Here is a 21778-nt window from a genome sequence, read left to right as displayed (position 1 = left end):
GGTTATGAACCGGGTCAATCACAGCAAGCCTTCATGGTTAACTCATGAACCCGCGCCACTGGACAAACCATGGCACACCCAGTACACAGCCCCCCACCAAACACAAACAAAATCGAAAAAATTGCAATGGTGGATAATTCATTTGACAAATATCATGTACCGGGTAAAATAATGATATAATTATTGTAGTATATAAATATTGCGGTAACCAGGATGTTAATGGAAATGATAATCCAATCATATCATTGGCGGGATCTGACTGAGAAACCTGTAAAGAATGCGTCAAAAATCAGATATTGTGAGATTTAAAGGTCAGAAAAAACTTCCCTCATAAATATTCTGATTGAAAGATTCCCATTATAGCACAGCATCCTTATTTAAAACTTTCGATTATCATTAAATAACAAATTATTTTTATAGGACGGATAAAGTTTTAAATGGTGATAAATTATGAAGTTTGGTATCGAATTTGTTCCAAATGAGCCAATAGAAAAGATAGTGAAGCTAGTGAAACTGGCTGAAGATGTGGGCTTCGAATACGCCTGGATCACAGACCACTACAACAACAAGAATGTATACGAGACCCTTGCCCTGATTGCAAAGGGAACAGAAACAATAAAACTCGGTCCAGGTGTCACAAACCCCTACGTGAGAAGCCCTGCAATAACAGCCTCAGCCATAGCTACACTTGACGAGCTCTCAAACGGAAGAGCAACTCTCGGTATTGGTCCCGGTGACAAAGCTACATTCGATGCCCTTGGAATCGAATGGGTTAAACCCGTCTCAACAATAAGAGATGCAATTGCAATGATTAGAACCCTCCTCGCAGGTGAAAAAACAGAAAGCGGTGCCCAGTTAATGGGTGTGAAAGCTGTACAGGAAAAGATACCCGTATACATGGGTGCCCAGGGTCCAATGATGCTTAAAACAGCAGGTGAAATAGCTGATGGTGCACTCATAAACGCATCAAACCCCAAAGACTTCGAAGCAGCAGTGCCACTCATAAAGGAAGGTGCTGAAGCCGCAGGTAAAAGCCTCTCAGATATTGATGTTGCAGCATACACATGCTGTTCAATAGATGAAGATGCAGAGGCAGCTGCCAACGCAGCAAAAATAGTTGTTGCATTCATTGCAGCAGGATCACCACCACCAGTATTTGAAAGACACGGCCTACCAGCCGACACAGGTAAAAAATTCGGTGACCTCCTCGGTAAAGGGGACTTTGGTGGAGCAATAGCTGCAGTTGACGACGCCCTCATGGAAGCATTTTCAGTTGTGGGTACACCTGACGAATTCATACCAAAAATTGAAGCCCTCGCTGAAATGGGCGTAACCCAGTACGTCGCAGGATCACCAATAGGTCCAGACAAAGAAAAATCAATAAAACTCCTGGGAGAAGTTATAGAAAGCTTCTAATCCCAGAAAACTTTTATTTTACTAATTTTAATTATTCTACGATTAATTACAAGCTATTTCTGATCTGATTAAATTTAAATAGCTCCTACAACCAACATAAACCAATATCACTTATTAAATTAATAAAACGTCAAAAACACCACCAGTTAGATTAGATTAAAATGAATTAATAAAACATCAAACAACATAAACACTACTTAGATTAGATTAAAATGATCGGTAAATTAGCATCCCTGATAAGGAAAAAGAACCTGAAAAAAATAAAACCAAAAAGTCCAGATGAACTCTCAGCAAGCTGGATCCAGGAAGATCTGTTATACTCAGGCAAGGGAAGGGCCCTTTTTATGATACTTCCTACCATAGGCTGCTCATGGGCCCTATCAGAAACCGGTGGCTGTACAATGTGCAGCTACATTTCTGACTCTTTTCTGGAAACTGTGGAGGCAGACAAGATCATCGAAATATTCGATGATATCATATCCCGTTACCAACTTGAGGAAAAAACAGCTGTTAAGATATTCACCTCTGGAAGTTTCCTGAATCCTGAAGAATTCCCACAGGAGGCAGTGGAGCACATACTAAGCAGACTCAGCGCCCTGCAAAATGTTGAGGAAATAATATTTGAATCCAGGCCCGAGTACATAAACCAGGAAGCTGTTACAAGATGCTGTGAACTTGCAGGTGATAAGATAGTTGAGATAAGCATTGGCCTTGAAACCTGCTATGAAAAGACAAGGTTAATGAAGATAAACAAGGGTTTCAGTAACGCTGACTTTGAAAGGGCAGTTAACACCATCAGTGGCCTTAAAGGGGATTTTAACGTCAGGTCAAAGACGTACATCCTTGTAAAACCGATTCTGGTCTCAGAAAAAAGGGCTGTGGAGGAAGCCATTTCCACCGCCATTTATGCTGAAAAGGTCGGTGTTGACCGCCTGTCCTTCTGCCCATCAACAGTTCACAAGGGGACCCTTATGGAGGATCTCTGGAGAAAGGGCTCCTACAGGCCCCCATGGATATGGAGCCTCATTGAAATAATTAACAGTACCAGAAAGAAAGTTTCAATACCCGCCATAATGGATACATCTGGTTTTGGAACATCCAGAGGACCCTACAACTGCAAAAAGTGTAACAGAGACCTCAAGAATCTCATAATTAGGGCAAACCTTGAACAGACTCAGGTACCCCCCTATGAATGCGAATGCAGGTCACAGTGGCTTGCTGAGCTGAAGTTTTCAGATACAACCGCATCCACGGATATAAAATACAGTGAATACAGCTAAAATTATGGACTGATGAGCAATGATTGGTATAAGCGCTGATTTTGATCCCGTGCACCTCGGCCATGTGCGACTCATAGAGAAGGGTCGCGAAATAGCAGATAAAACCGGTGATGAGGTTGTAATTTACCTCAACAAGGATTTCAGTGCAAACCACGCCCCATTTTTTGTTCCCTACGAAGCGAGAAAGGAAATGGCCCTTGAAGCAGGCGCCGACCGCGTTGTCCCCATTGAGGGACTTCACTACCGCCTGACACTTGCATATACGGTGCCAATAAGAATAGCCATGATGATAGAGGATGGTGTGGTTGACTATGTTGATGCTGCAAATGTCTCACCTGACCTCATAATCAAAAAGGCGAGGGAATTTGCATCAAGGGGGGTGTTCAGTGGTATACCACGAGGCCTCCCCAACAGAAACGTAATACGGTGGTTTGCAGTTAATGAATTCCTTTACAGAAAGTACGGACGAAAAATGAAGTTCCACATAATCCCGGAACTTACCGTTGACGGCTCAAAAATTTCCGGGAGGGAGATACGGCAGAAAATAATTGATAACAATATGGAGATACCCCCAAGTGTCCAGAGGGTTCTACCAGAATCAAGCATCAGAATCCTTGAAAGGGAAATAGAAAAGGGAACTATACCCGGCACGAGAAACCTTGAGGCTATAATGGAGAGAATGAACAATTTATCCCGTGCTGAATTGATGAAAATAGCCTACCTCAATGCAGACGCCGTCAACTCCATCATAAGAAACAGAAAATACTACAGGGAAGGCCCGATATGGGCTGCATTCCGAAAGGCCGGCTATGGCCCCGTGCTGACGAGGCTTGCCATGAGTTCAATAGAGATGAATGTAAGGAGAGAGGAGGTAAGGGACCTCATTGAACACTACACCAGGAAGGGGTGGATTCCACCGGATCAGGGAGTGAGTAACCTGATTGATAGGGCCTGGTTTGTCTCAGAGAAGGTCACTGAGGGTATGAGTTCAGAAAAGGCAAATAAATTGTTTCTCCAAGGAAAACATAAAGTGGATGCCCCCTCATCCTTTGAGGCAGGGTTAAGTCTAAGAAGGCATGAAGTCAGAAGAATGAGGGACGGAATGGAAGCCCACATATACGTTGACCGGAACGATACCTTATCCTGCCAGATAAGAAATGGGATCAAGATAAGGAGTCCCCTTCATCTTTCAGCCCAGATGGCAACCTATCTTAGACTCATAATAGATTCACATATAATACCCTTCCATGCGACAGTAAGAAAAAGGAAGAAGGGCTTCAGAGTCCTTGTGAAAATCAATTAACCTTCCATTGAATCTGGAAGATCTTTAACCTTATCTCTCGTCTCAACAACAGGGCACTTCCAGTCCCTGCAGAATGTCATCACTATCCTTCCTGACTCAGTGGTTATGTAGATTCTCCAGCATTTATCATCATATGTCCTGAATTCCACATCAACAATCCTTTTTCCCACAAGTTCCATAAGGTTTGCGGCACATTCACTCTCAAGGTCTGAGTTCATTTCCCCACCAGTGAATTATATATTTTTACCTCTTTATATCTTCATCGTCATGCGATGGCTGATATTTTCCTGCCACCAGTCTAAGGAGGTCCCTGTAATCAGCATCAGAGGGGGCATCAATTTCACTGAGCCTTTCAAATACCCTCATGATGCATGATGGCATCGACGGGTCAATAACCTCCTCAAGCATGCTCTGAACCTCCCCAATCTCCTCATATCTCCTTCCTGCATGAATTATGGAACTCCTCAACCTCGAAACCGCAGATTCTCTGAAATCAGCGCCCTCAGTGTACTCAAGTACATCCATCACATCCTTCTCAAGGCCCATTATGTGTGCTGAAAGGAGTGTCTCCCAGAGAAGAGCTGAAACACCCTTCGTGTAGCTGCTTCTGAGCATCTTGATTGCAGATGCATCCCCGGGTCTCTGGCCGCGGACCTCAATGTTCAAGCCATACCTGTTAAGTTTCATGAAATCCTCAGCACCTTCACCGGCAGCTATTATGAGCACACCGGCGCCCTTCCTCCGGACGCTCCCCATTATGGCAGCGTCAGCGAATCTGCCGTTTTTTATGAAGGAGCTGGCCTTCCTTACTGTCCGGGGTGCGATGTTGTTTATATCAACGTACACCCCCTTTACATGTTCCCCTGCCTCCCTTGCCGCCTCAACAGCCGCCGCGGGGGTGACAGCCGATATGACAATATCCGCTGAATATACCTCCTCCTGTGGCACATCAAGGACCCCTGCTTTTCCTGCAAGTTTCACCGTCCTGGTACTCCTACCTGCAAGGGAGGTTACAACATCAACACCCTCCTCCCTTAGCCTTGAGGCGAGGGTGTATGCAACTTCCCCGAAGCCTATGAATCCAACCCTCATGATTATCACCTTTAAGGTTCTTTATGTAACCGTGCAGTTTTATCCAATCAGCTGGTAAAGCATGTAGATGCCTGCAGCCATTACCATGAAACCCCCAAATTTTCTCAGATCCCCTGTCCTCTCCGCGAGCCTTTTAAATGGCTGCTCTGCCATTAAAACCAGGGAAATAAGTACCACTGATAAACCCGCAGTGTAGAGGAGGAGGTTAAGAATAACCCTCCCGGTTTCCAGGGCAGAGTATGATATAACAGTTACCAGATAGGGGCTGTAGCATGGTGACCAGGCAAGGGCCGTTAGGAACCCCAGAAGAAGGTGATTTTCGGTGACTGGAACCCTGAATGAAAGGAGAGGTTTCTCAGATAGAAGCCAGACACCCATTAGTATTATCACAATGGATGCGGGTATGCGCATATAGAGGAGATAGTAATTCACGGCCGCTGTGAATATGGCTGTTAGCAGTATCAGAGAGAGAAATATCGAGGCAAAGCCAATGGAAAAAAATGCAATCTGTCTTTTATCCCCCATAATTGCCTCAGAGAACAGGATGGGTACCACGGGGATTATGCATGGGGATAGGGCTGAAAATATCCCTGCAGCAAATGACAGGATGTATTCATACATGGCTTTACCCCAGATATGATAGGAACTCCTCGGGGGACATGTATCCCTCTCTTCTTCCTATCTCATTTCCCGAGGAATCCAGTATGATTGTGGTTGGAATCACATAGATACTATAAGTTGATGCTGCCGATGGGTCGGAGTCAACGTCAATCTTCGCTGCAATGTAGTTCTCTGAAATCTTCCCTAAAACATCCTGATTCTTTAGGGTCTCATCTTCAAGTTTCCTGCAGGATGGACACCATGAAGCTGAGAATATGAGGATAACCCTCTTATTCTGCTTTGATGCCTCATCTATGGCCTCCTGGGGACTGTTATACCACCTGAACTCCCTATTCTGGGTCTCATTTTTTGCCGGGGTGTTGTGCGGCTGGGTTAAGTAAATGAGGAGTATAACCATCAAACCCAGCAGAACACCCGAAATGCCCCATTTCTTAATCACATCCATCCTACCACCAGCATATTTAGCAGATATAAGAGTTAATTAAATCCACTTGTTATCAGACCACCGGAAACATACAGTTCAGAGTTTCACAGCCACGTTATCGCCCTTTTCAACACCCAGATCCCTTGCGATTGCATGACACTTTGCATTTAGAAGGCAGAAAATGTCTCCCTGATCCTCTATCTCTGTAAGGCCCTCATAGTTACCCATACCCTTGGCTATAACAACCTCGGCCTCCTCAAAGATCCTCATGAAATCCTCTGAGACATCACTTTGAACCATGCCAACAGAGTCGGTGCCTGTTGTTACGATCTCAGCCACCTTATGGAGGCCCGCTTCAATGGCGTCCTCCATGCATGCGTCGTTGAGGATGGGTTTGCCCTTCACTGCAACCTTCACATCAACCCCGTACTCTCCAATCTTTTCAATGAGGGGCCTGTCAAAGAGTATCTCACCGGTATTATCCAGTAGATAAAGGACCTCTGAGGCATCCTCAAGTTTTTTCTCAAGTAATGGCACATGGTTTATCCTGAGGGGGGCCTTCAGTGAATCCTTTATACCCTGATCATGGTTGAAGTCAAGTCCCAGGGCCCCGAAGTCTATTATGTTGCCTGTTATTGCAACCTTGACATGGCTTTCTAGGTCACCGTGTTTCTCTAGATACTCCTCAGCAAGTGGAAGGAACCTGGATGCGATTTCGTTGCACCGCCTCTTCTCCATGAGGTAGGGGTCCTCCGAGCCTGTCATCTTCTTTATGAGCCTGTGCATTGCTGTTCCGAGTTCATTTGACACCTGCCCCTTCCTGAATCTTTCATTGAGGAGTTCAACTACCTTAACCATCACCTGCAGCTTGAGGTCCTCGTCGTCTGTTGCAAGGTCAAGGGCCTCCCTTGCCTGCCTCAGGAAACATGGAGCGCATTCATAGTATACCTTCATCCACTGACCCCCCCTAACCCCCGTAGATTACCCGTATTATCTCAATAATATCCCCATCAGATATTTCCTCTTCCTCTATCACTATTTCACTGTTCCTTTTAACAACGGCTGTCTCCAGTGGGATCTGGAGTTCCTGGAGGATGTCCTTAATCTTCTTTTTTTCTTCAGATTCCATCACTCTTTTTCCTTCATCTGTGATCACTGTGAACTTCATCTTCATTCACCCCTAATTCGTGTATGAATGTGCATGCCTTACATAACCTGCCTGATGAGGGTTCACCGCAGCTTACACAGGTCCCTGATTTCCTAGTGCCATCCATATCCCTTATAAGGGTCTCCTTTATTTTATCAAAGCCCCTGAGTGTGGAGTACATTATGGTGGGGCGTTTCACGGATATCTGCTTGAGGAAGTCACCTATTTCCCTCCTGAATGAGCCTGATGCATAGGGGCAGCCTGCAAGGTGGACATCAAGACCCCTTGCAAGGACGTACACTCCAACCTCCCTTTCAGGTATCTCCCTGAGGGGTTTGATTTTTGGTATGAATTTTCCGCCGGCCGTGGATGTCATGGGCCCTATCCTTGTGAGGTTTTCAAGGTTCCCCTCCAGGTAATTCATGATGATGGCCTGGCACTCATCGTCCAGGTTGTGGCCGGTTGCTATCTTTGTTGCCCCACTCTTTCTGGCCTCCCTGTTGAGTATCCAGCGCCTGAAAACTCCGCAGTATGTGCATGCCCCCCTTGAGGGGTTTTTCATGATTTCATCAAGTGTTATGCCTGCATAATCCTTCAGCGTGACAACCCTGTGAGGTATGTCCCTCGCGGCACAGAACCTTCTGGCAATCCTTACGCCATCCTCCCTGTAACCTGATATGCCCTCATCGATGGTTACAGCCTCAAGTTCTATTATGTTTCTGTTTCTGAGTTCATCGAGGATGTCGGTGACCATGATGCTGTCCTTTCCGCCTGAAAGCCCCACAAGGACCCTGTCACCCCTTTCTATAAGTCCATATTTTCTTATATCCCTCATGACCTTCTTTCTGGTGGTTTCTATGAAGCATTCGCTGCAGAGCATCTGTCCAGAGTATTTCCTGTTTATTATGACCTTTTCTGATCCGCATCTGGTGCACTGCATCTAAACTCTCCCTTATGTGTAAAAACAAGCCATGAATCAATTTAATTACGCTGACCATTTTCAAATAGTGCTGACCTCTCAAAGAGTTCAAAATCCTGAACATACCCCTTACCTGTCCTCATGGCTATTTCTGCCTTCTGTAATTCTGCTCCAAGGTAGGCTGCATGTTCAAGTCTGCTTACAAGTTTTCTATTTATAATCTCCTCATATAACCTTTTGGCGCTATCTGATGTGAAGGCAATTACCGGCTCTGTTTTATCATAGAGTACCGCTTTTATCCTTCCATTTTCAACCATGATCTTGAAGCTGCCGCACCTGTCTCTGACGAACTTCATGCCCCCCTCTGCCTCAATGGTGGGTACGCTGATTTCCTCAACTATCGTGCTGGGTTTTCTCTTATCCTTGAATAGTACAAGGTTTATTCCAAGGTCCTTGGGTACAGAACCCCTGTTTTTGGCCAGGAACATCATCTTTGATGCCACTGAGAGTTCATGAACGCTTCCAAGTGCTTTTCCGCTCTCCTCTGGTGTGAATAGTATGCTCACACCAAGTTCCATCCCAAAACCAGCGAGAAGTGCATTCGCCCCTGTGGAGTCAGCGTCAAGGAGTTCGGTCACGTTCCCAACACCAAAGAACACAGGGTCGGGGTTTCTCTCTGTGTACATTCTGCATGCCATCACAGATTCCACTATGCTTCTGCTGTTTACCGGATCAAGCACAGGGTCGGCTATTACATCTATACCCCTGCATTTTCCCTTGAGTTTCTCCAGGGCCTCAACCCTCTCCTCAACCGTTTCAGGGACCCATCCTTCGCTGTAGTCTGTGGGTAGGATCACTGCAGGTACACTGTTTTTTCTGAGTGACCCTAGAACTTCCCTGTAGTTTCCAAGGTCCAGGCTCAGGATCATGTCGACGCCGCAATCCACTGCAGCCTCTATTTCAGGGGGGTTGAGACTATCCACGCTGAGGGGTACGTCGGGGGCGGCTGATCGTGCAGTTTCCAGTATTTCAGGGAGCAAATCCGAGTTGTCCTCACCGGCCAGCATTCCAAGGTCAATCATGTCCGCGCCACTTCTTATGAAGTATTCAATCCTTTCCCTGAGTTTCCCTTCCTTCAGGAGGAGGGGGGCATTGGCAACCTCTGCAAGGACCCTCATAGGGAAGTCCCTCCCCACTGGAAGGTTACCTATGAGTATGTTTTCATCCCTCTCCAGCAGCTCCTTTCTCTTTTCAGCATCATTTTCAAAGTCCTCTATGAACTGGAGGGCCCTCCGCCTCTGCTCCTCCTCAATGAGTCTGTCGGCTGGTTTTCTGGTGGAGAGTTCAAGTTCATCAAGCATATCAAGAACTATGGGGAGGTCTGCAGCATCTGTGGGTCCCTTATATGCAGGTATGCCTGTTTCATCCCACACCACCTTCACGTCCTTGGGTATGAGACCCGGTACGATTATCATGTCTGGTGCTCCATCCGAAAAGTTAATGTTGCGGATTTCAGATACTATTCTGCGTGGTGTTAAAAAGGCCGCTATGGGAGTGTTAACCACGTGAACATGAATTTCATGGCTTGAAGCTGACACTGCCTCCCTCACAGTCCCTGACGCAAGTTTTCCTGTGATTATAAGGACTCTCATTTCATTACCCCTATTAATTTTAATTGACCAACATGTATATATATTAAAAATTTATAATGATTAACAATGAGAAATGGAGGTAGACTATGATCGAAATTCGCTTTCATGGACGCGGTGGCCAGGGCGCTGTTACAGCGGCAGAGATCCTAGCTAAAGCTGCCTTTGAAGACGGTAAATACTCACAGGCCTTTCCATTCTTCGGTGTTGAGCGTAGAGGCGCTCCAGTTATGGCTTTCACAAGAATTGATGATAAACCCATCAGGAGAAGATATCAGGTTTACAATCCCGATTATGTTGTTGTTCTCGATGAGGGACTTGTTGATGTGGTTGACGTATTTTCAGGCTTAAAGGGGGATGGTGTGGTTGTACTCAATACCGCAGGCACCTTCACCTCAGAGAAAGCCGAGGTCCACACAATTGACGCCACAGGCATAGCCCTCGAGAACCTTGGAAGACCAATCGTTAACACCGTAATGCTCGGGGCATTTGCAGGTATAACAGGTCTTGTAAGCATAGATTCGCTCATAAAGATTATCAAAGAAACGTTCCCCGGAAAAATTGGTGATAAAAACGCAGAGGCTGCAAGGATAGCCTATGAAAAAATGAAACAGTCAGGGTGAATATAATGGAATCACTTGGAGCAACCGTCAGAGAACCAGGAAGCACCCGTAAAAACAAGACGGGAAGCTGGAGAACATTCAAACCCATTCTTGATAAGGATAAATGTATAGACTGTGATAACTGCATCCTTTTCTGTCCCGAAGGCTGCATAGATAAGGAACATGAGATTGACTACGATTACTGTAAGGGATGCGGGATATGCGCAGAGGAATGCCCCGTTAAGGCAATCAAGATGGAGAGAGAAAAATAGGAGAGACTCTAAATGGTTCTTAAGGTTATATCCGCAAATCAGGCCGTTGCAGAAGCAGTGAAACTTGCAAAACCAAAAGTCATCCCTGTTTACCCGATAACACCCCAGACCTCAATATCAGAGTACCTTGCAAAATTTGTGGCTGATGGTGAACTCGATGCCGAATACATAAGGGTTGAATCAGAGCACAGCGCCATGAGCGCATGTGTGGGTGCATCAGGTGCAGGTGTTAGGGTTTTCACAGCAACATCATCCCAGGGCCTTGCACTCATGCATGAGATAGTCTATGCCGCAGCTGGACTCAGGAACCCCATTGTCATGGCGAATGCCAACCGTGCCCTATCAGCCCCACTCAGTATATGGAACGACCACCAGGATTCAATAGCTGAAAGGGACTCTGGATGGATGCAGATATACGCAGAAAGTGGACAGGAAGCCCTTGACTCAGTTCTACTATCATATCGGGTATCGGAGGATAGGGACGTTCTCCTTCCAAGCATGGTCTGTCTGGATGGTTTCATACTGACACACACCGTGGAACCCGTTGACATACCATCACAGGATGAGGTTGACACATTCCTGCCAGAATTCCAGCCACAGGTAGTACTTGACCCTGACAAGCCAATGTCACTCGGTACATTCACCGATCCAAACTATTACATGGAGGCCCGCTATGAGGTAGAAATGGCAATGGAGAGGTCAAGGAAGGTTATTGCAAAGGCCTGTCAGGAATTCAGTGAAATGTTCGGGCGAGAATACGGATTCGTTGAGGAGTACCGCTGCGAGGATGCCGAAATAATCCTAGTGGCCATGGGCTCAGTCTGCAGCACCCTAAGAGAGGTTATTGACGATATGAGGGAGGAAGGCAGACCTGTGGGGCTCCTGAAGGTGAGGGTTCACAGACCATTCCCTGCTGAGGAGATTAAAAAGGCGGTCAGTAATGCCAGTAAGATTGCTGTTCTGGATAAAAATATAACTTTCAGTGTTGGTGGCGCTCTCCACACCGAGTTAAAGGCCCTGCTACCTGACAAGGAGGTTTACGGGTTCATTGTGGGCCTCGGTGGAAGGGACATAACACCGGAGCACATCATGGAAATTGTTAAAAGGACAGAAAACCCTGAAAGAAGTGTCACCTGGATCGGACTTAAGGAGGAATCACAATGAAAATACCTGAAGAAGAATTCCTGGCCCCTGGACACCGCGGATGTGCCGGATGCGGTGCGACAGTGGGAGTCAGACTTGCCCTCAAGGTTCTCGGAAAAAACACCGTTGCGGTCTCATCAACAGGATGCCTCGAGGTTATCACAACCCCCTACCCTGAAACATCCTGGGAAATACCATGGATCCATGTTGCATTTGAAAACGCTGCCGCGGTTGCATCAGGCGTTGAGAGGGCCCTCAGGGCTAGGGGCAGGGATGACGTTAACGTTGTGGCATTCGCTGGTGATGGTGGGACAGCAGATATCGGTCTTCAGTCCCTATCAGGTGCAATGGAGAGGGGTCACAATATAATATACATCTGCTATGACAACGAGGCCTACATGAACACAGGTATACAGAGGAGTGCCTCAACACCCTACGGTGCATCCACCACCACATCACCACATGGAAAGAAGAGTTTCGGTGAGGACAGACCCAAGAAAAACATGCCCCTGATAATGGCAGCGCATGGTGTCCCCTACGTTGCAACGGCATCCATATCATACCCTGAAGACTTCATGGAGAAGGTGAGGAAGGCAAGGGACACAGAGGGTCCAGCCTACATACACCTGCATCAGCCATGCACAACAGGGTGGGGCTTCGATCCCTCAAAGACAATAGAACTTGGAAGGCTTGCCGTTGAAACCGGTTCATGGATACTCTACGAGATAGAGGATGGTGACTTCCGCGTAACCTACAGGCCAGTACAGAGGAAACCCGTTGAAGAGTACCTGAACGCCCAGAAAAGATTCAGACACCTCACAGAGGAACAGAAGGCAAAGATCCAGGAATACGTTGACAGCGTGTGCCGGGAGCTCAGAATATAACGGGGGATGGAATTGCAGAAGATCATCATTCAACCGGAACTCTGTGACGGTTGCAGGGACTGTGAGGATGCCTGCAAGAAACTCTACGGCGCCTCAAGGATAATGATAAGGGAACTTGAGGGCCTCTATTACCCCATCATATGCCAGCAGTGCGAGGACGCCCCCTGCAGGACAGTGTGCCCAACGGACGCCATCCAGGACGAGGTTGACCCTGAGAGGTGCATCGGCTGCGGACTTTGCATGCTGGTATGCCCTTTCGGAGCCGTTGTCATGGAGGATCGGAAGGCCCAGAAATGCAGCCAGTGCCCTGACCTTGACACTCCTGCATGTGTTAAGGCATGTTCAAGGAGGGCTCTGAGCGTCGTTGACACCGAGAAACTGAAACTTGAAAGGCAGAAGGAGTTCATATCCAGGATGTCAGGTATAGGGAAGGGCCAGAAAGGGACTGATATCCTCAGCATACTGACAGCGAAGAGGAAGGCCCGGCAGAAGCTTGAATAGGTGAAATTTCATGAGAGAACTGGTTTCAAATCCGGAACTGTGCGATGAGTGCATGAAGTGTGAGAGGATATGCCCCAGGAACGCCATACGGGTCATTGATGGTGTCCCCATATTCTGCATGCACTGCGCACCTGAAAGGGCCCCCTGCCTCAACATCTGCCCGGAGGATGCCATAGTTGAGGTGGATGGTGCAGTCGTCATCCTTGAGGACAGATGCATTGGATGCGGTCTCTGCCGGGACGCTTGCCCCATTGGCGCCATAACCATCAATGAGAGGGGTGTTGCAGTGAAATGTGACCTCTGTGTTGATCGGGAGAAGCCCCTCTGCGTCATGGTATGCCCCAAGAAGGCCCTCAGTGAGAGTTCAGAGGATATTATGGCAGCCAAGAGGGACAAGATAACAGGGGAACTCAAACGCCTCAAAAATCTCATGAGATACTGACCAAACTATTTTTTAGGTGATCCCATGATCAGGCAGGAAATGGTTGAGGAGACAGTGTGCCGTCTGTTCAGGGAGGCCGTTATCAGAATCCCCGATGACGTCACCCTTGCGCTGAAAAAGGCCTACCTTAAAGAGGAGGACGAGATCGCCCTCCTGAACCTCAAGGCCATCCTTGATAACATTGAACTCGCAAAGAAGATGGAGGTACCTGTATGTCAGGATACAGGGCTCCCCATAGTGTTTGTGAGGATGGGGAACGTTGAGGTTGAAAACCTCTACAGGGGTATAGCTGCAGGGGTTGAAAGGGCCACAAAGGAGGTCCCCCTCAGACCAAACGTTGTTGACCCCCTCACAAGGGAGAATACCGGGACAAACACAGGGCATCTGATTCCACAGGTGGATGTTGAAATTGCAGAGGACCTTGATGGACTTGAAATAACGGTATTACCCAAGGGTTTCGGATCAGAGAACAACAATGCACTCCTCATGGGGCTTCCAGGTGACGGTGCTAAAGGTGTGAGGGACTTTGTTGTTGAGACCGTCCTCAAAGCCGGTGGAAAACCCTGCCCACCTGTGATTGTGGGTGTGGGAATCGGCGGGTCATCAGACCTTGCAATGAAACTTGCAAAGAAGGCCCTCCTTGGAAGGGTGGGGGAGAGAAACCCTGTAAAAGAACTCGCATCCCTGGAAGAAAACATACTTCAATCAATAAATGAAGCCGGTAGCGGCCCCATGGGTATGGGTGGTAAAACAACGGCACTGGATGTTAAGATAAGGACAGCCCATACCCACACAGCTGGCCTGCCAGTTGGTGTCTGCATACAGTGCTGGGCTGCAAGGAGAGCCACAGCCACCATCAGAGACGACTGATTACAGGTGGAGGACTTTTTCCCGGCAGATCGAGATGCACCTCGTGCAGAGTATGCAGTCTGTTCCATTGGTTCTCCTTCTACTATTTGATCTCATATCAACATCCATTGGGCATTCTGAAAGGCATTTCATGCAATTTCTGCCTTTATTTTCATCAAATTTAACCGTGAGGACTGAAAGGTAGGATGATGCCTTAAGAAAAATGCTTACCGGGCATATGTACTTACAGAAGGCCCTGTTGTCACCAAGTGCAACTGCAAGGGCAATTCCAGTAACATAATAGGCTGCGTTTCCTGCAATGAATGCCCAGAACATCACAGTATCAGGATTATCCGCTCTAGTTAAAATCAGAAAAACGGTTACAGGGGCTATCAAAAACAGCATATATTTCACGTAGCCCAGAAAGCGTCTTCTTCTGCCACTAGACCTCCGGTATGGCAGTAAGTCAAGTATCATTGAGGTCCAGCATGCATATCCACACCATCCCCTTCCAAAGAGGACTGGCCCGGAAATCTTTGCAATCGCATAGTGTATCACAGCACCCTGAAACACTCCAAGGAAGATGTAGTACCAGAAGCCCTCGATCTGCATGTTTTCAGATCCTAAAATTCCAAGATAGAGGAGCATGTAGCTTCCAACAGCCAGCTGGACCAGTGGCCTGCCGTGCCTAAACTCTGCACCCATAAGATAAATTCCAGCAGCCACCAGAGAGCCGATGTAGAGAAAATTGAAAAGATAGAATGGGTCGGCTGTCCATGAAAATAGGAAAAGTGCCAGTGCTAAAAATAAAAGAAGATTATGGATGGGAGTAGCCATCTGGATTTGATCATGGCTTTTCACAGGTTATCATGAAAATTGTTCTATCCGCGATGCTAACAGCCCTGTCACCAACCCTCTCAAGGAACCTCGCTATGAACAGAAGGTTAACAAGGTAGGATATCGACTCCTTATCCTCGAACATGCTTGCTGTTACATGCTCCAGTGTCTGGTCAAAGAGGTCATCCACCTTATCATCATCGTGCCTGAGCTCGCGTGCCATGTCCATGTTCTGGTCCAGGAATGCATAGATACCTTTGGATAACATCATCTGCACAAAGTCAGACATATGTTTGAGGTCCTCCATGGGTTTCCGGGGTATCTCCTCATCCTTCAGTTTCTCAGCGGCCTCTGCTATATTGGCTGCAAGGTAACCTATCCTCTTGAGGTGGCTCCCAACCTTGATGCATGCCTCTATGAATCTCAGATCACCTGCAACTGGCTGTTCAGCCGCTATTAAACTTATTGATTTTCTTTCAAGGTTAAAAACCATTTCATCAATTATCTTACTGTTCCTTATAACCTTCTCCTTCTTCTCATCATCGTATTCCATCAGGAGGTCGACTGCAAGTTTATGTGTCTTGAGGGTTTTCTGGGAAACTTCCTCCATGTCCTTTCTGAGGTCCTTAAGCTTTTTGCGGAAGAGTATCCGCGGATATTTCTTCTCCATCTAAAAGTCCTCCTCGGATTTATAGTCACTGATAAGTCTTTCAATTGACTCATCACTTGGAACCCTTATCCTGTACTTTTCAAGGAGCTCATCCCTTGAGGAAACATCCATGAACATCTCATTGATTATTATATCTGCCTCAAGGGGTATTGAAAGTTTTGATTCATCGTTGAGCTCAATGAGTGTGCTGAAGAGGTCCTCGTCAGCCTCATAGACCTCAATGATTGAATCATCATTTATTTCTATCTTTTCCATTGCTTTGTGGCTGTGTGACTCCTCAAGTGTGTTGAGGTTGAGGTGCCAGGCCCCCACTATCATCTCCTTCATTATGAAGACTATGGCCTCACTTTCACCACTTAGAATCCTGATATAGGAAAATTCGGGGAGTGATGAACTCCTGAGGGCTCTGTAATCCATTTTTTTAGGGTTATCAAATGGCAGCCACATTAAATCCCCCCAACTACTTCATGAGCACGCTGTAGAATACCTTGTGATGTATAACCCTCTTACCCACTATGAGGTATGCTATCCTGTCATCCATCCCCATAACATGGTGTCCCATACTGAGGAGGTTCCTTGCAACCAGAACAAGGTTACCTGACTCTATGAACTCCCCCTGGGAATCATGGAGCTGGTTATAGAATTCCTGCAGCTGGAGATAATTCTTGGTGGACCTCTTGAGTAGCTGTATGTCCCTGTTCATGAGGGCTCCGAGGGCGTCATTTATCATGTCCTGGATGGTCTGTGACATGAACTCAATGTGGGGTGGTATGACGGTGTCGGTGCTGTCAATGGCGTACCTTGCAATGTAGGCTGAGAGTATATTTATCCTTTCAAGTTCAATTGATGTTCTGAGTATTGCTGATGCGAGTCTGAGGTCCTTTGCGACAGGCTGGTGGAGTCCGATGATTTTTAGACAGTCATCCTCTATCCTGTAGCTCTCCTCATTAACACCTGATGTTTCCTCTATTATCCTTTCAGCGGTTTCAACATCCTTCTTAATATAGCTGGATACAGCGTTCCTTACCCTCTCAGATGTCACATTACCATATTCAACAGCCTCATTCAGCACCTTTGAAAGTTTGTTTTCAAGGATAACACCAATCAATTACTTCACCACTCAAGCTTTTCATCCAAACCTTCCTGTAATATAGTCCTCGGTCCTCTTATCCCGGGGTTCTATGAATATCTCCTCTGTAAGGCCGCTCTCAACTATTTCACCGTGCAGGAAGAACGCCGTGTACTTTGAGACCCTTGTTGCCTGCTGCATGTTATGGGTGACTATGATTATGGTGTAATCTCTCTTCAGCTTGTGAATGAGGTCCTCTATCTTGGTGGTGGATATGGGGTCAAGGGCTGAGCATGGTTCGTCCATGAGTATGACCTCTGGCTCTATTGCTATGGTCCTTGCGATGCAGAGTCTCTGCTGCTGACCGCCTGAGAGGCCAAGGGCGGACTTATCAAGCTTATCCTTAACCTCGTCCCAGAGTGCCGCTGCCTTGAGGCTCTCCTCCACCCTTTCCTCTATGAAGTCCCTGTCATCGTAGCCATGAACCCTGAGTCCATAGGCCACGTTCTCAAATATTGACTTTGGGAAGGGGTTGGGCTTCTGAAAGACCATGCCAACCTTCTTTCTGAGCTCCACAACGTCCATCTGGGGGTCATAGATGTCCATGCCATCAAGGTATACATGTCCCTCATGTCTGAATCCCGGGATGACGTCGTTCATCCTGTTGAGTGTCCTGATGAATGTGGACTTACCGCAACCTGAGGGCCCTATCAGGGCCGTGACGGTGTTTTTTGGAATCTTCAGGTTCACATCCTTGAGGATGTGTGCCTCGTCAAAGTAAACGTTGAGGTCTTCAACTTCAATTCTGTACATAATGATCACCTATCTTCCCATCATCTTCCTTCTGTATCTATCAACAAGAGTGTTCGTGAGAACCGTGATGAGGAGCACGATTATTACGAGGACCGCTGCGGTTCCATATGCATTTTTGAGTGAAAGCCCCTCTGTGGCTATTATATACAGGTGGAGTGGTAGGGGTCTTCCAGGGTCAAATATGGAGATGGGCATTGCAAGCGCCGATCCAACAACAAACATGACCGCCGCCGCCTCTGAGATTGCCCTTGCCATTCCAAGTATAACTCCTGTGGTTATACCTGGCAGTGCCGCTGGTATAACAACACGGTAGATGGTCTCCCATTTTGTGGCCCCGAGGGCCAGGCTCCCCTCCCTGTATGATTGTGGGACGGTCTCAATGGATACCTGTGAAACCTGGAAGATTGTTGGAAGGGCCATGAGTGCCAGTACAAGGCCCCCTGAAAGGATTGACCATCCGAGCCCCAGGAATACAACGAAGAATGCCAGGCCAAAGAGACCGAACACTATTGATGGTATGGAGGCCAGTGTCTCCGCACCGAACTTTATGAGCTTCACTATCCTTTCCTCTGTGGCGTATTCAGCCATGTAAACAGCTGCACCCACTCCCAGTGGAGTTGCGATTATTCCCGCTATGAGGGTGACGTATATGCTTGATACGATCATCGGGGCTATTCCACCTGCCCTTCCCGAGTCAATGGGTTCAGATAGCAGGAATTCTGGGGTCAGTGCTGGAAGGCCCTTGAGCATTATGTAGCCTATTATAACAATCAGGATGAGTATTGTTATGAGGCCTGATACCCACAGAACTCCTGTCATGATCTTCTGGGTGGTTTTTGGTGAGATTATCCTGAAAGACATTTTTGAGCCTCCTAGAGGTATCCTCCACCTATCACGATCTTTTTCTTGTAGTGGAAGTAGTTTGCAATAACCAGCAGGACCATTATCACCATAAAGAGTATGATGGCTGTTCCGAATAGGGCGCTGTAGTGGAGTCCTGTTGCATATCCCATTTCCAGTGCTATATTGGATGTGAGGGCCCTTACAGGGTCCAGGATGGATGATGGTATCTGTGTAACGTTTCCTGCAACCATTATAACTGCCAGGGTCTCACCAATGGCACGGCCCATGCCCAGTATGATGGATGTTATTATACCTGGAATCGCTGCGGGAAAGATGACCTTGCGGATGGTCTGCCAGTGGGTTGCCCCCAGTGCAAGGGATGCCTCCTTGTACTCCAGGGGCACCGACCTTATGGCGTCCTCTGATACACTTATGATTGTGGGCATGATCATGACCGTGAGTATGAGTGCTGCTGTGAGCATTCCAAAACCTGTGCCCCCTATGTTGGTCCTCACATAGGGTACAAGCACTATGAGACCAAAGAATCCATATACAACGGAGGGTATTGCTGCAAGGGTCTCTATCACCGGTTTCAGAATTTTACGCATGATCTCCGGGGCAACCTCCGCCATGAATATGGCGCATAGGACTGATAGTGGAACCGCTATTGCAAGTGAGAGGAGAGTGATGCAAAGAGATCCCACTATCATCGTGAAGACCCCGTACTTACCATCAGACGGTGCCCACTCAATTCCGAATATGAAATTTATCAATCCATAATCCTGGAATATCGGGATTCCCTCACGGAATATGAAGGTTATTATGAGAACTATGGCGATGATAGAGAAGATCGCGGTTATAAAAAGACCCTTCTCAATGAGATTTTCCCTTGTCTTGCTGATCATATTTTACCTCCTAGGTATCATCTGAGACATTTGCTATTGCAGGGACAACCTTCTGGCTCCTGACAATCGCCTGTCCCTCCGGTGAAAAGACCCACTCAATGAAGTCCTTCACAACCCCCACAGGTTCCCCCCGGGTTATGAATTCAAATGGAACAACAAGTGGATAGGAACCATCAGCTATTGTGGTCTCAGAAGGGGTTATTCCGTTCACCTCAAGTGCCTTTACATCTGAACTCATATGGGCCATAGAGACAAAGCCAATCGCATAGGGGTCACTCTTTATTGCCTGTTTCACGGATTCTGTGGACCCCTGGACAATTGCATCTGACCTTATCTTTTCATCCTTCATTACAAGTGATTTGAATGAGCTTCTGGTTCCTGAACCCTCCTCACGTACTATAACATGTATCTCTGCATCTGGACCTCCAACCTCCTTCCAGTTACGGATCTTTCCGCTGAAGATGTCCCTCAGCTCTTCTGTTGTGAGGTCATCAACAGGGTTCTGGTGGTTGACAGCTATAACTATGCCATCCTTTCCTATAACATATTCCTTAAGTCCATTCTTCTCATCGGGTTTGAGGGCCTTTGAACTTGTTCCTATATCAACAACACCCTGCTGTACTGTCCTTATACCCATTCCAGAACCGCCGCCCTGGACGTTTATTCTGACATTCGGATGGTCCTTCATGTATTCCTCGGCGAGTTTCTCGGCAACTGGCTGAACAGAGGTTGAACCTGCAATTTCAATTCTCTCGTAATCTGAACCTGGTTTGATCATGAAATATGCAAGTGCGATGATAATGATTAGTACGAGAATGTTTCGTGTTTTTACATCCATCTCCATCACCTTCAGTTATCGATTTCACCTATTGGTTAATAAAGTTCACTGAAGGTGATGGAAAGAAAAAATTGTGGTTTTAATTAAAAACCACTAGGCCTTTGCTGGGACCACCTTTTCTGATTTGACTATTTCCTGTCCTTCTGGGCTTAGTACCCAGTCAATGAAGTCCTTGACTGCTCCCTGTGGACTGCCCTTGACCAGGAAGAGGAATGGCCTCTGTATCTTGTATGATCCATCTGCAACTGTCTGTTCAGATGGGGCCACACCATCAATCTTGAGGGCCTTCACTGTTTCATCAAGGTTTGCGAGTGATATGAAACCTATGGCGTTTGCATCCTGCTTAACAGCCTGTTTAACAGCCTCTGTTGAACTTTCAACTATGGCGTCCTTCTTTATCTTGGTTTCCTTACCCATCACGATTTCTTCGAAGGCCTTTCGGGTCCCGGAACCGTCTTCACGTGTTATCACTGTTATCTTTGCATCTGGTCCTCCGACCTCTTTCCAGTTGGTTATCTTTCCACTGAAGATGTCCTTCACCTGGTCCTTTGAGAGGTCTGAGACCGGGTTCTTGCTGTTTACAATTATTGCAATACCATCCTTACCTATGAGGTACTCTGTAAGGCCTTTCTTTTCATCGGGTTTAAGTTCCTTTGAACTTGTTCCGATGTCTGCGGTACCATCCTGGGCGCTCTTGATTCCCACACTGGATCCTCCGCCCTGGACGTTTATCTTAACGTTTGGGTGCTTCTTCATGTATTCAGCTGCAAGTTTTTCAGCAACTGGCTGAACAGAAGTTGAACCAACAATGTCGATCTTTTCCTGCTGTCCGCCTCCTCCAAGTGCTAGGACTGCGCCAGCAATGATTACGATTGCTACGACTATTCCTATGATCAGTTTGGTGTCCATTTTATCACCTCAAACTTTACCTTGTTGCGGGAGTATTTAAAATTTACTATTTTAGTGTACTTTATTACCTATTTAGTGAACTAAATTTCAGCGGGAGAAAAATTTAATTCACATTAAGTGAATATAGGTGCACCAAATGCATTAAAATTTAAATACTCAAAGCCAGATAGGGAAAGACATGATATCCGAAGGAATAATTAATGACATGCTGAAGGTAAAAAATCCGAAGTGGAGGACTTCCATTACTAGGGTGGAGCCTAATCGGATTGTTACCAGGGGTTATTCTCAGGAGGATTTGATTGGTGGTGTTTCTTTTTCTGAGATGGTTTACCTGTTGATTCGGGGTGAGC

Annotated in this window: 27 protein-coding genes; 10 read left to right on the top strand and 17 right to left on the bottom strand. The window is 46.8% G+C overall.

The window, feature by feature from the left end; genetic code table 11:
- Window positions 1–450: 450 nt before the first annotated feature.
- The 3 genes from mer (at window position 451) to QFX30_RS08980 (ending at window position 3999) form a co-directional block, all read left to right on the top strand.
- On the top strand, window positions 451–1416 hold the full coding sequence (gene mer / locus QFX30_RS08990; protein WP_300491202.1) for a 5,10-methylenetetrahydromethanopterin reductase: 966 nt from the start codon (window positions 451–453) through the stop codon (window positions 1414–1416).
- A gap of 212 nt (window positions 1417–1628) precedes the next feature.
- Window positions 1629–2696 carry an archaeosine biosynthesis radical SAM protein RaSEA gene (locus QFX30_RS08985; RefSeq protein WP_300491198.1) on the top strand — a complete coding sequence of 356 codons (1068 nt, stop codon included), beginning with the start codon at window positions 1629–1631 and terminating at the stop codon, window positions 2694–2696.
- A gap of 19 nt (window positions 2697–2715) precedes the next feature.
- On the top strand, window positions 2716–3999 hold the full coding sequence (locus QFX30_RS08980; RefSeq protein WP_300491195.1) for an adenylyltransferase/cytidyltransferase family protein: 1284 nt from the start codon (window positions 2716–2718) through the stop codon (window positions 3997–3999).
- On the opposite strand, the gene QFX30_RS08975 is transcribed toward QFX30_RS08980, so the two are convergent.
- The 8 genes from QFX30_RS08975 to QFX30_RS08940 all read right to left on the bottom strand — a co-directional run bounded on the left by QFX30_RS08975 (window position 3996) and on the right by QFX30_RS08940 (window position 9854).
- Window positions 3996–4217 carry a hypothetical protein gene (locus QFX30_RS08975; RefSeq protein ID WP_300491192.1) on the bottom strand — a complete coding sequence of 74 codons (222 nt, stop codon included), beginning with the start codon at window positions 4215–4217 and terminating at the stop codon, window positions 3996–3998. The two genes, QFX30_RS08980 and QFX30_RS08975, sit on opposite strands and share 4 nt — an antisense overlap.
- A gap of 25 nt (window positions 4218–4242) precedes the next feature.
- A complete protein-coding gene (locus QFX30_RS08970) occupies window positions 4243–5091 on the bottom strand; it encodes an NAD(P)-dependent oxidoreductase (RefSeq protein WP_300491188.1) in 849 nt (282 codons plus the stop codon).
- 39 nt (window positions 5092–5130) lie between these two features.
- Complete coding sequence (locus tag QFX30_RS08965; protein ID WP_300491185.1) at window positions 5131–5712, bottom strand: cytochrome c biogenesis CcdA family protein; 582 nt, start codon at window positions 5710–5712, stop codon at window positions 5131–5133.
- Between the two features lie 4 nt (window positions 5713–5716).
- On the bottom strand, window positions 5717–6157 hold the full coding sequence (locus QFX30_RS08960) for a thioredoxin family protein (protein WP_300491182.1): 441 nt from the start codon (window positions 6155–6157) through the stop codon (window positions 5717–5719).
- A 75-nt stretch (window positions 6158–6232) separates the two neighbouring features.
- Entirely contained in the window at window positions 6233–7090 is an 858-nt protein-coding gene (locus QFX30_RS08955) for a DUF89 domain-containing protein (protein ID WP_300491179.1), read from the bottom strand.
- A gap of 13 nt (window positions 7091–7103) precedes the next feature.
- On the bottom strand, window positions 7104–7304 hold the full coding sequence (locus tag QFX30_RS08950) for a MoaD/ThiS family protein (RefSeq protein WP_300491176.1): 201 nt from the start codon (window positions 7302–7304) through the stop codon (window positions 7104–7106).
- A complete protein-coding gene (locus QFX30_RS08945) occupies window positions 7279–8223 on the bottom strand; it encodes a TIGR00269 family protein (RefSeq protein WP_300491173.1) in 945 nt (314 codons plus the stop codon). The genes QFX30_RS08950 and QFX30_RS08945 overlap by 26 nt, the downstream gene beginning before the upstream one ends.
- 41 nt (window positions 8224–8264) lie before the next feature.
- Window positions 8265–9854, bottom strand: coding sequence for a dihydropteroate synthase-like protein (locus QFX30_RS08940; protein WP_300491170.1), 1590 nt, complete (start codon window positions 9852–9854; stop codon window positions 8265–8267).
- A gap of 86 nt (window positions 9855–9940) precedes the next feature.
- Between QFX30_RS08940 and porC the strand changes: the two genes are divergently transcribed.
- The 7 genes from porC to QFX30_RS08905 are packed head-to-tail and all read left to right on the top strand — an operon-like array spanning window position 9941 to window position 14565.
- Window positions 9941–10474 (top strand): pyruvate synthase subunit PorC, encoded by a 534-nt coding sequence (gene porC / locus QFX30_RS08935; protein ID WP_300491167.1) that lies wholly within the window; start codon window positions 9941–9943, stop codon window positions 10472–10474.
- A 5-nt stretch (window positions 10475–10479) separates the two neighbouring features.
- The gene (gene porD, locus QFX30_RS08930) at window positions 10480–10725 is read left to right on the top strand and encodes a pyruvate synthase subunit PorD (protein ID WP_300479016.1); all 246 of its coding nucleotides are present in this window, start codon (window positions 10480–10482) and stop codon (window positions 10723–10725) included.
- A gap of 12 nt (window positions 10726–10737) precedes the next feature.
- Window positions 10738–11889, top strand: a complete 1152-nt coding sequence (gene porA, locus QFX30_RS08925; RefSeq protein WP_300491164.1) for a pyruvate synthase subunit PorA — start codon at window positions 10738–10740, stop codon at window positions 11887–11889.
- Window positions 11886–12752, top strand: coding sequence for a pyruvate synthase subunit PorB (gene porB / locus QFX30_RS08920; protein WP_300491161.1), 867 nt, complete (start codon window positions 11886–11888; stop codon window positions 12750–12752). Before porA ends, porB begins: the two co-directional genes overlap by 4 nt.
- A 6-nt stretch (window positions 12753–12758) precedes the next feature.
- Entirely contained in the window at window positions 12759–13253 is a 495-nt protein-coding gene (locus tag QFX30_RS08915; RefSeq protein ID WP_300491158.1) for a 4Fe-4S dicluster domain-containing protein, read from the top strand.
- A 10-nt stretch (window positions 13254–13263) separates the two neighbouring features.
- Window positions 13264–13695, top strand: coding sequence for a 4Fe-4S dicluster domain-containing protein (locus QFX30_RS08910; protein ID WP_300491155.1), 432 nt, complete (start codon window positions 13264–13266; stop codon window positions 13693–13695).
- A 24-nt stretch (window positions 13696–13719) separates the two neighbouring features.
- Window positions 13720–14565, top strand: coding sequence for a fumarate hydratase (locus QFX30_RS08905; protein ID WP_300491152.1), 846 nt, complete (start codon window positions 13720–13722; stop codon window positions 14563–14565).
- Here QFX30_RS08905 and QFX30_RS08900 read toward each other — a convergent pair whose 3' ends face one another.
- The 9 genes from QFX30_RS08900 to QFX30_RS08860 form a co-directional block, all read right to left on the bottom strand.
- On the bottom strand, window positions 14566–15381 hold the full coding sequence (locus QFX30_RS08900) for a 4Fe-4S binding protein (protein ID WP_300491149.1): 816 nt from the start codon (window positions 15379–15381) through the stop codon (window positions 14566–14568).
- Window positions 15382–15391: 10 nt separating this feature from the next.
- The gene (phoU, locus tag QFX30_RS08895) at window positions 15392–16051 is read right to left on the bottom strand and encodes a phosphate signaling complex protein PhoU (RefSeq protein ID WP_300491146.1); all 660 of its coding nucleotides are present in this window, start codon (window positions 16049–16051) and stop codon (window positions 15392–15394) included.
- Window positions 16052–16468, bottom strand: a complete 417-nt coding sequence (locus QFX30_RS08890; RefSeq protein WP_300491143.1) for a DUF2226 domain-containing protein — start codon at window positions 16466–16468, stop codon at window positions 16052–16054. It lies immediately after the preceding gene.
- Between the two features lie 43 nt (window positions 16469–16511).
- Complete coding sequence (locus QFX30_RS08885; protein WP_300491140.1) at window positions 16512–17159, bottom strand: phosphate uptake regulator PhoU; 648 nt, start codon at window positions 17157–17159, stop codon at window positions 16512–16514.
- Window positions 17160–17180: 21 nt separating this feature from the next.
- Window positions 17181–17933, bottom strand: coding sequence for a phosphate ABC transporter ATP-binding protein PstB (gene pstB, locus QFX30_RS08880; protein WP_300478985.1), 753 nt, complete (start codon window positions 17931–17933; stop codon window positions 17181–17183).
- A gap of 9 nt (window positions 17934–17942) precedes the next feature.
- Window positions 17943–18794, bottom strand: coding sequence for a phosphate ABC transporter permease PstA (gene pstA, locus QFX30_RS08875; RefSeq protein ID WP_300491137.1), 852 nt, complete (start codon window positions 18792–18794; stop codon window positions 17943–17945).
- Window positions 18795–18805: 11 nt separating this feature from the next.
- On the bottom strand, window positions 18806–19681 hold the full coding sequence (pstC, locus tag QFX30_RS08870) for a phosphate ABC transporter permease subunit PstC (protein ID WP_300491134.1): 876 nt from the start codon (window positions 19679–19681) through the stop codon (window positions 18806–18808).
- A gap of 10 nt (window positions 19682–19691) precedes the next feature.
- Window positions 19692–20519 carry a phosphate ABC transporter substrate-binding protein gene (locus QFX30_RS08865; RefSeq protein WP_300491131.1) on the bottom strand — a complete coding sequence of 276 codons (828 nt, stop codon included), beginning with the start codon at window positions 20517–20519 and terminating at the stop codon, window positions 19692–19694.
- Between the two features lie 93 nt (window positions 20520–20612).
- Window positions 20613–21428 (bottom strand): phosphate ABC transporter substrate-binding protein, encoded by an 816-nt coding sequence (locus QFX30_RS08860; RefSeq protein ID WP_300491128.1) that lies wholly within the window; start codon window positions 21426–21428, stop codon window positions 20613–20615.
- Between the last annotated feature and the right edge of the window lie 350 nt (window positions 21429–21778).

This window comes from Methanothermobacter sp. (assembly GCF_030055435.1).
In the GTDB taxonomy this organism is placed as follows: Archaea; Methanobacteriota; Methanobacteria; order Methanobacteriales; family Methanothermobacteraceae; genus Methanothermobacter.
Note: the sequence above shows the minus strand (reverse complement) of the source record. Positions and strands in the feature narration are given on the sequence as shown.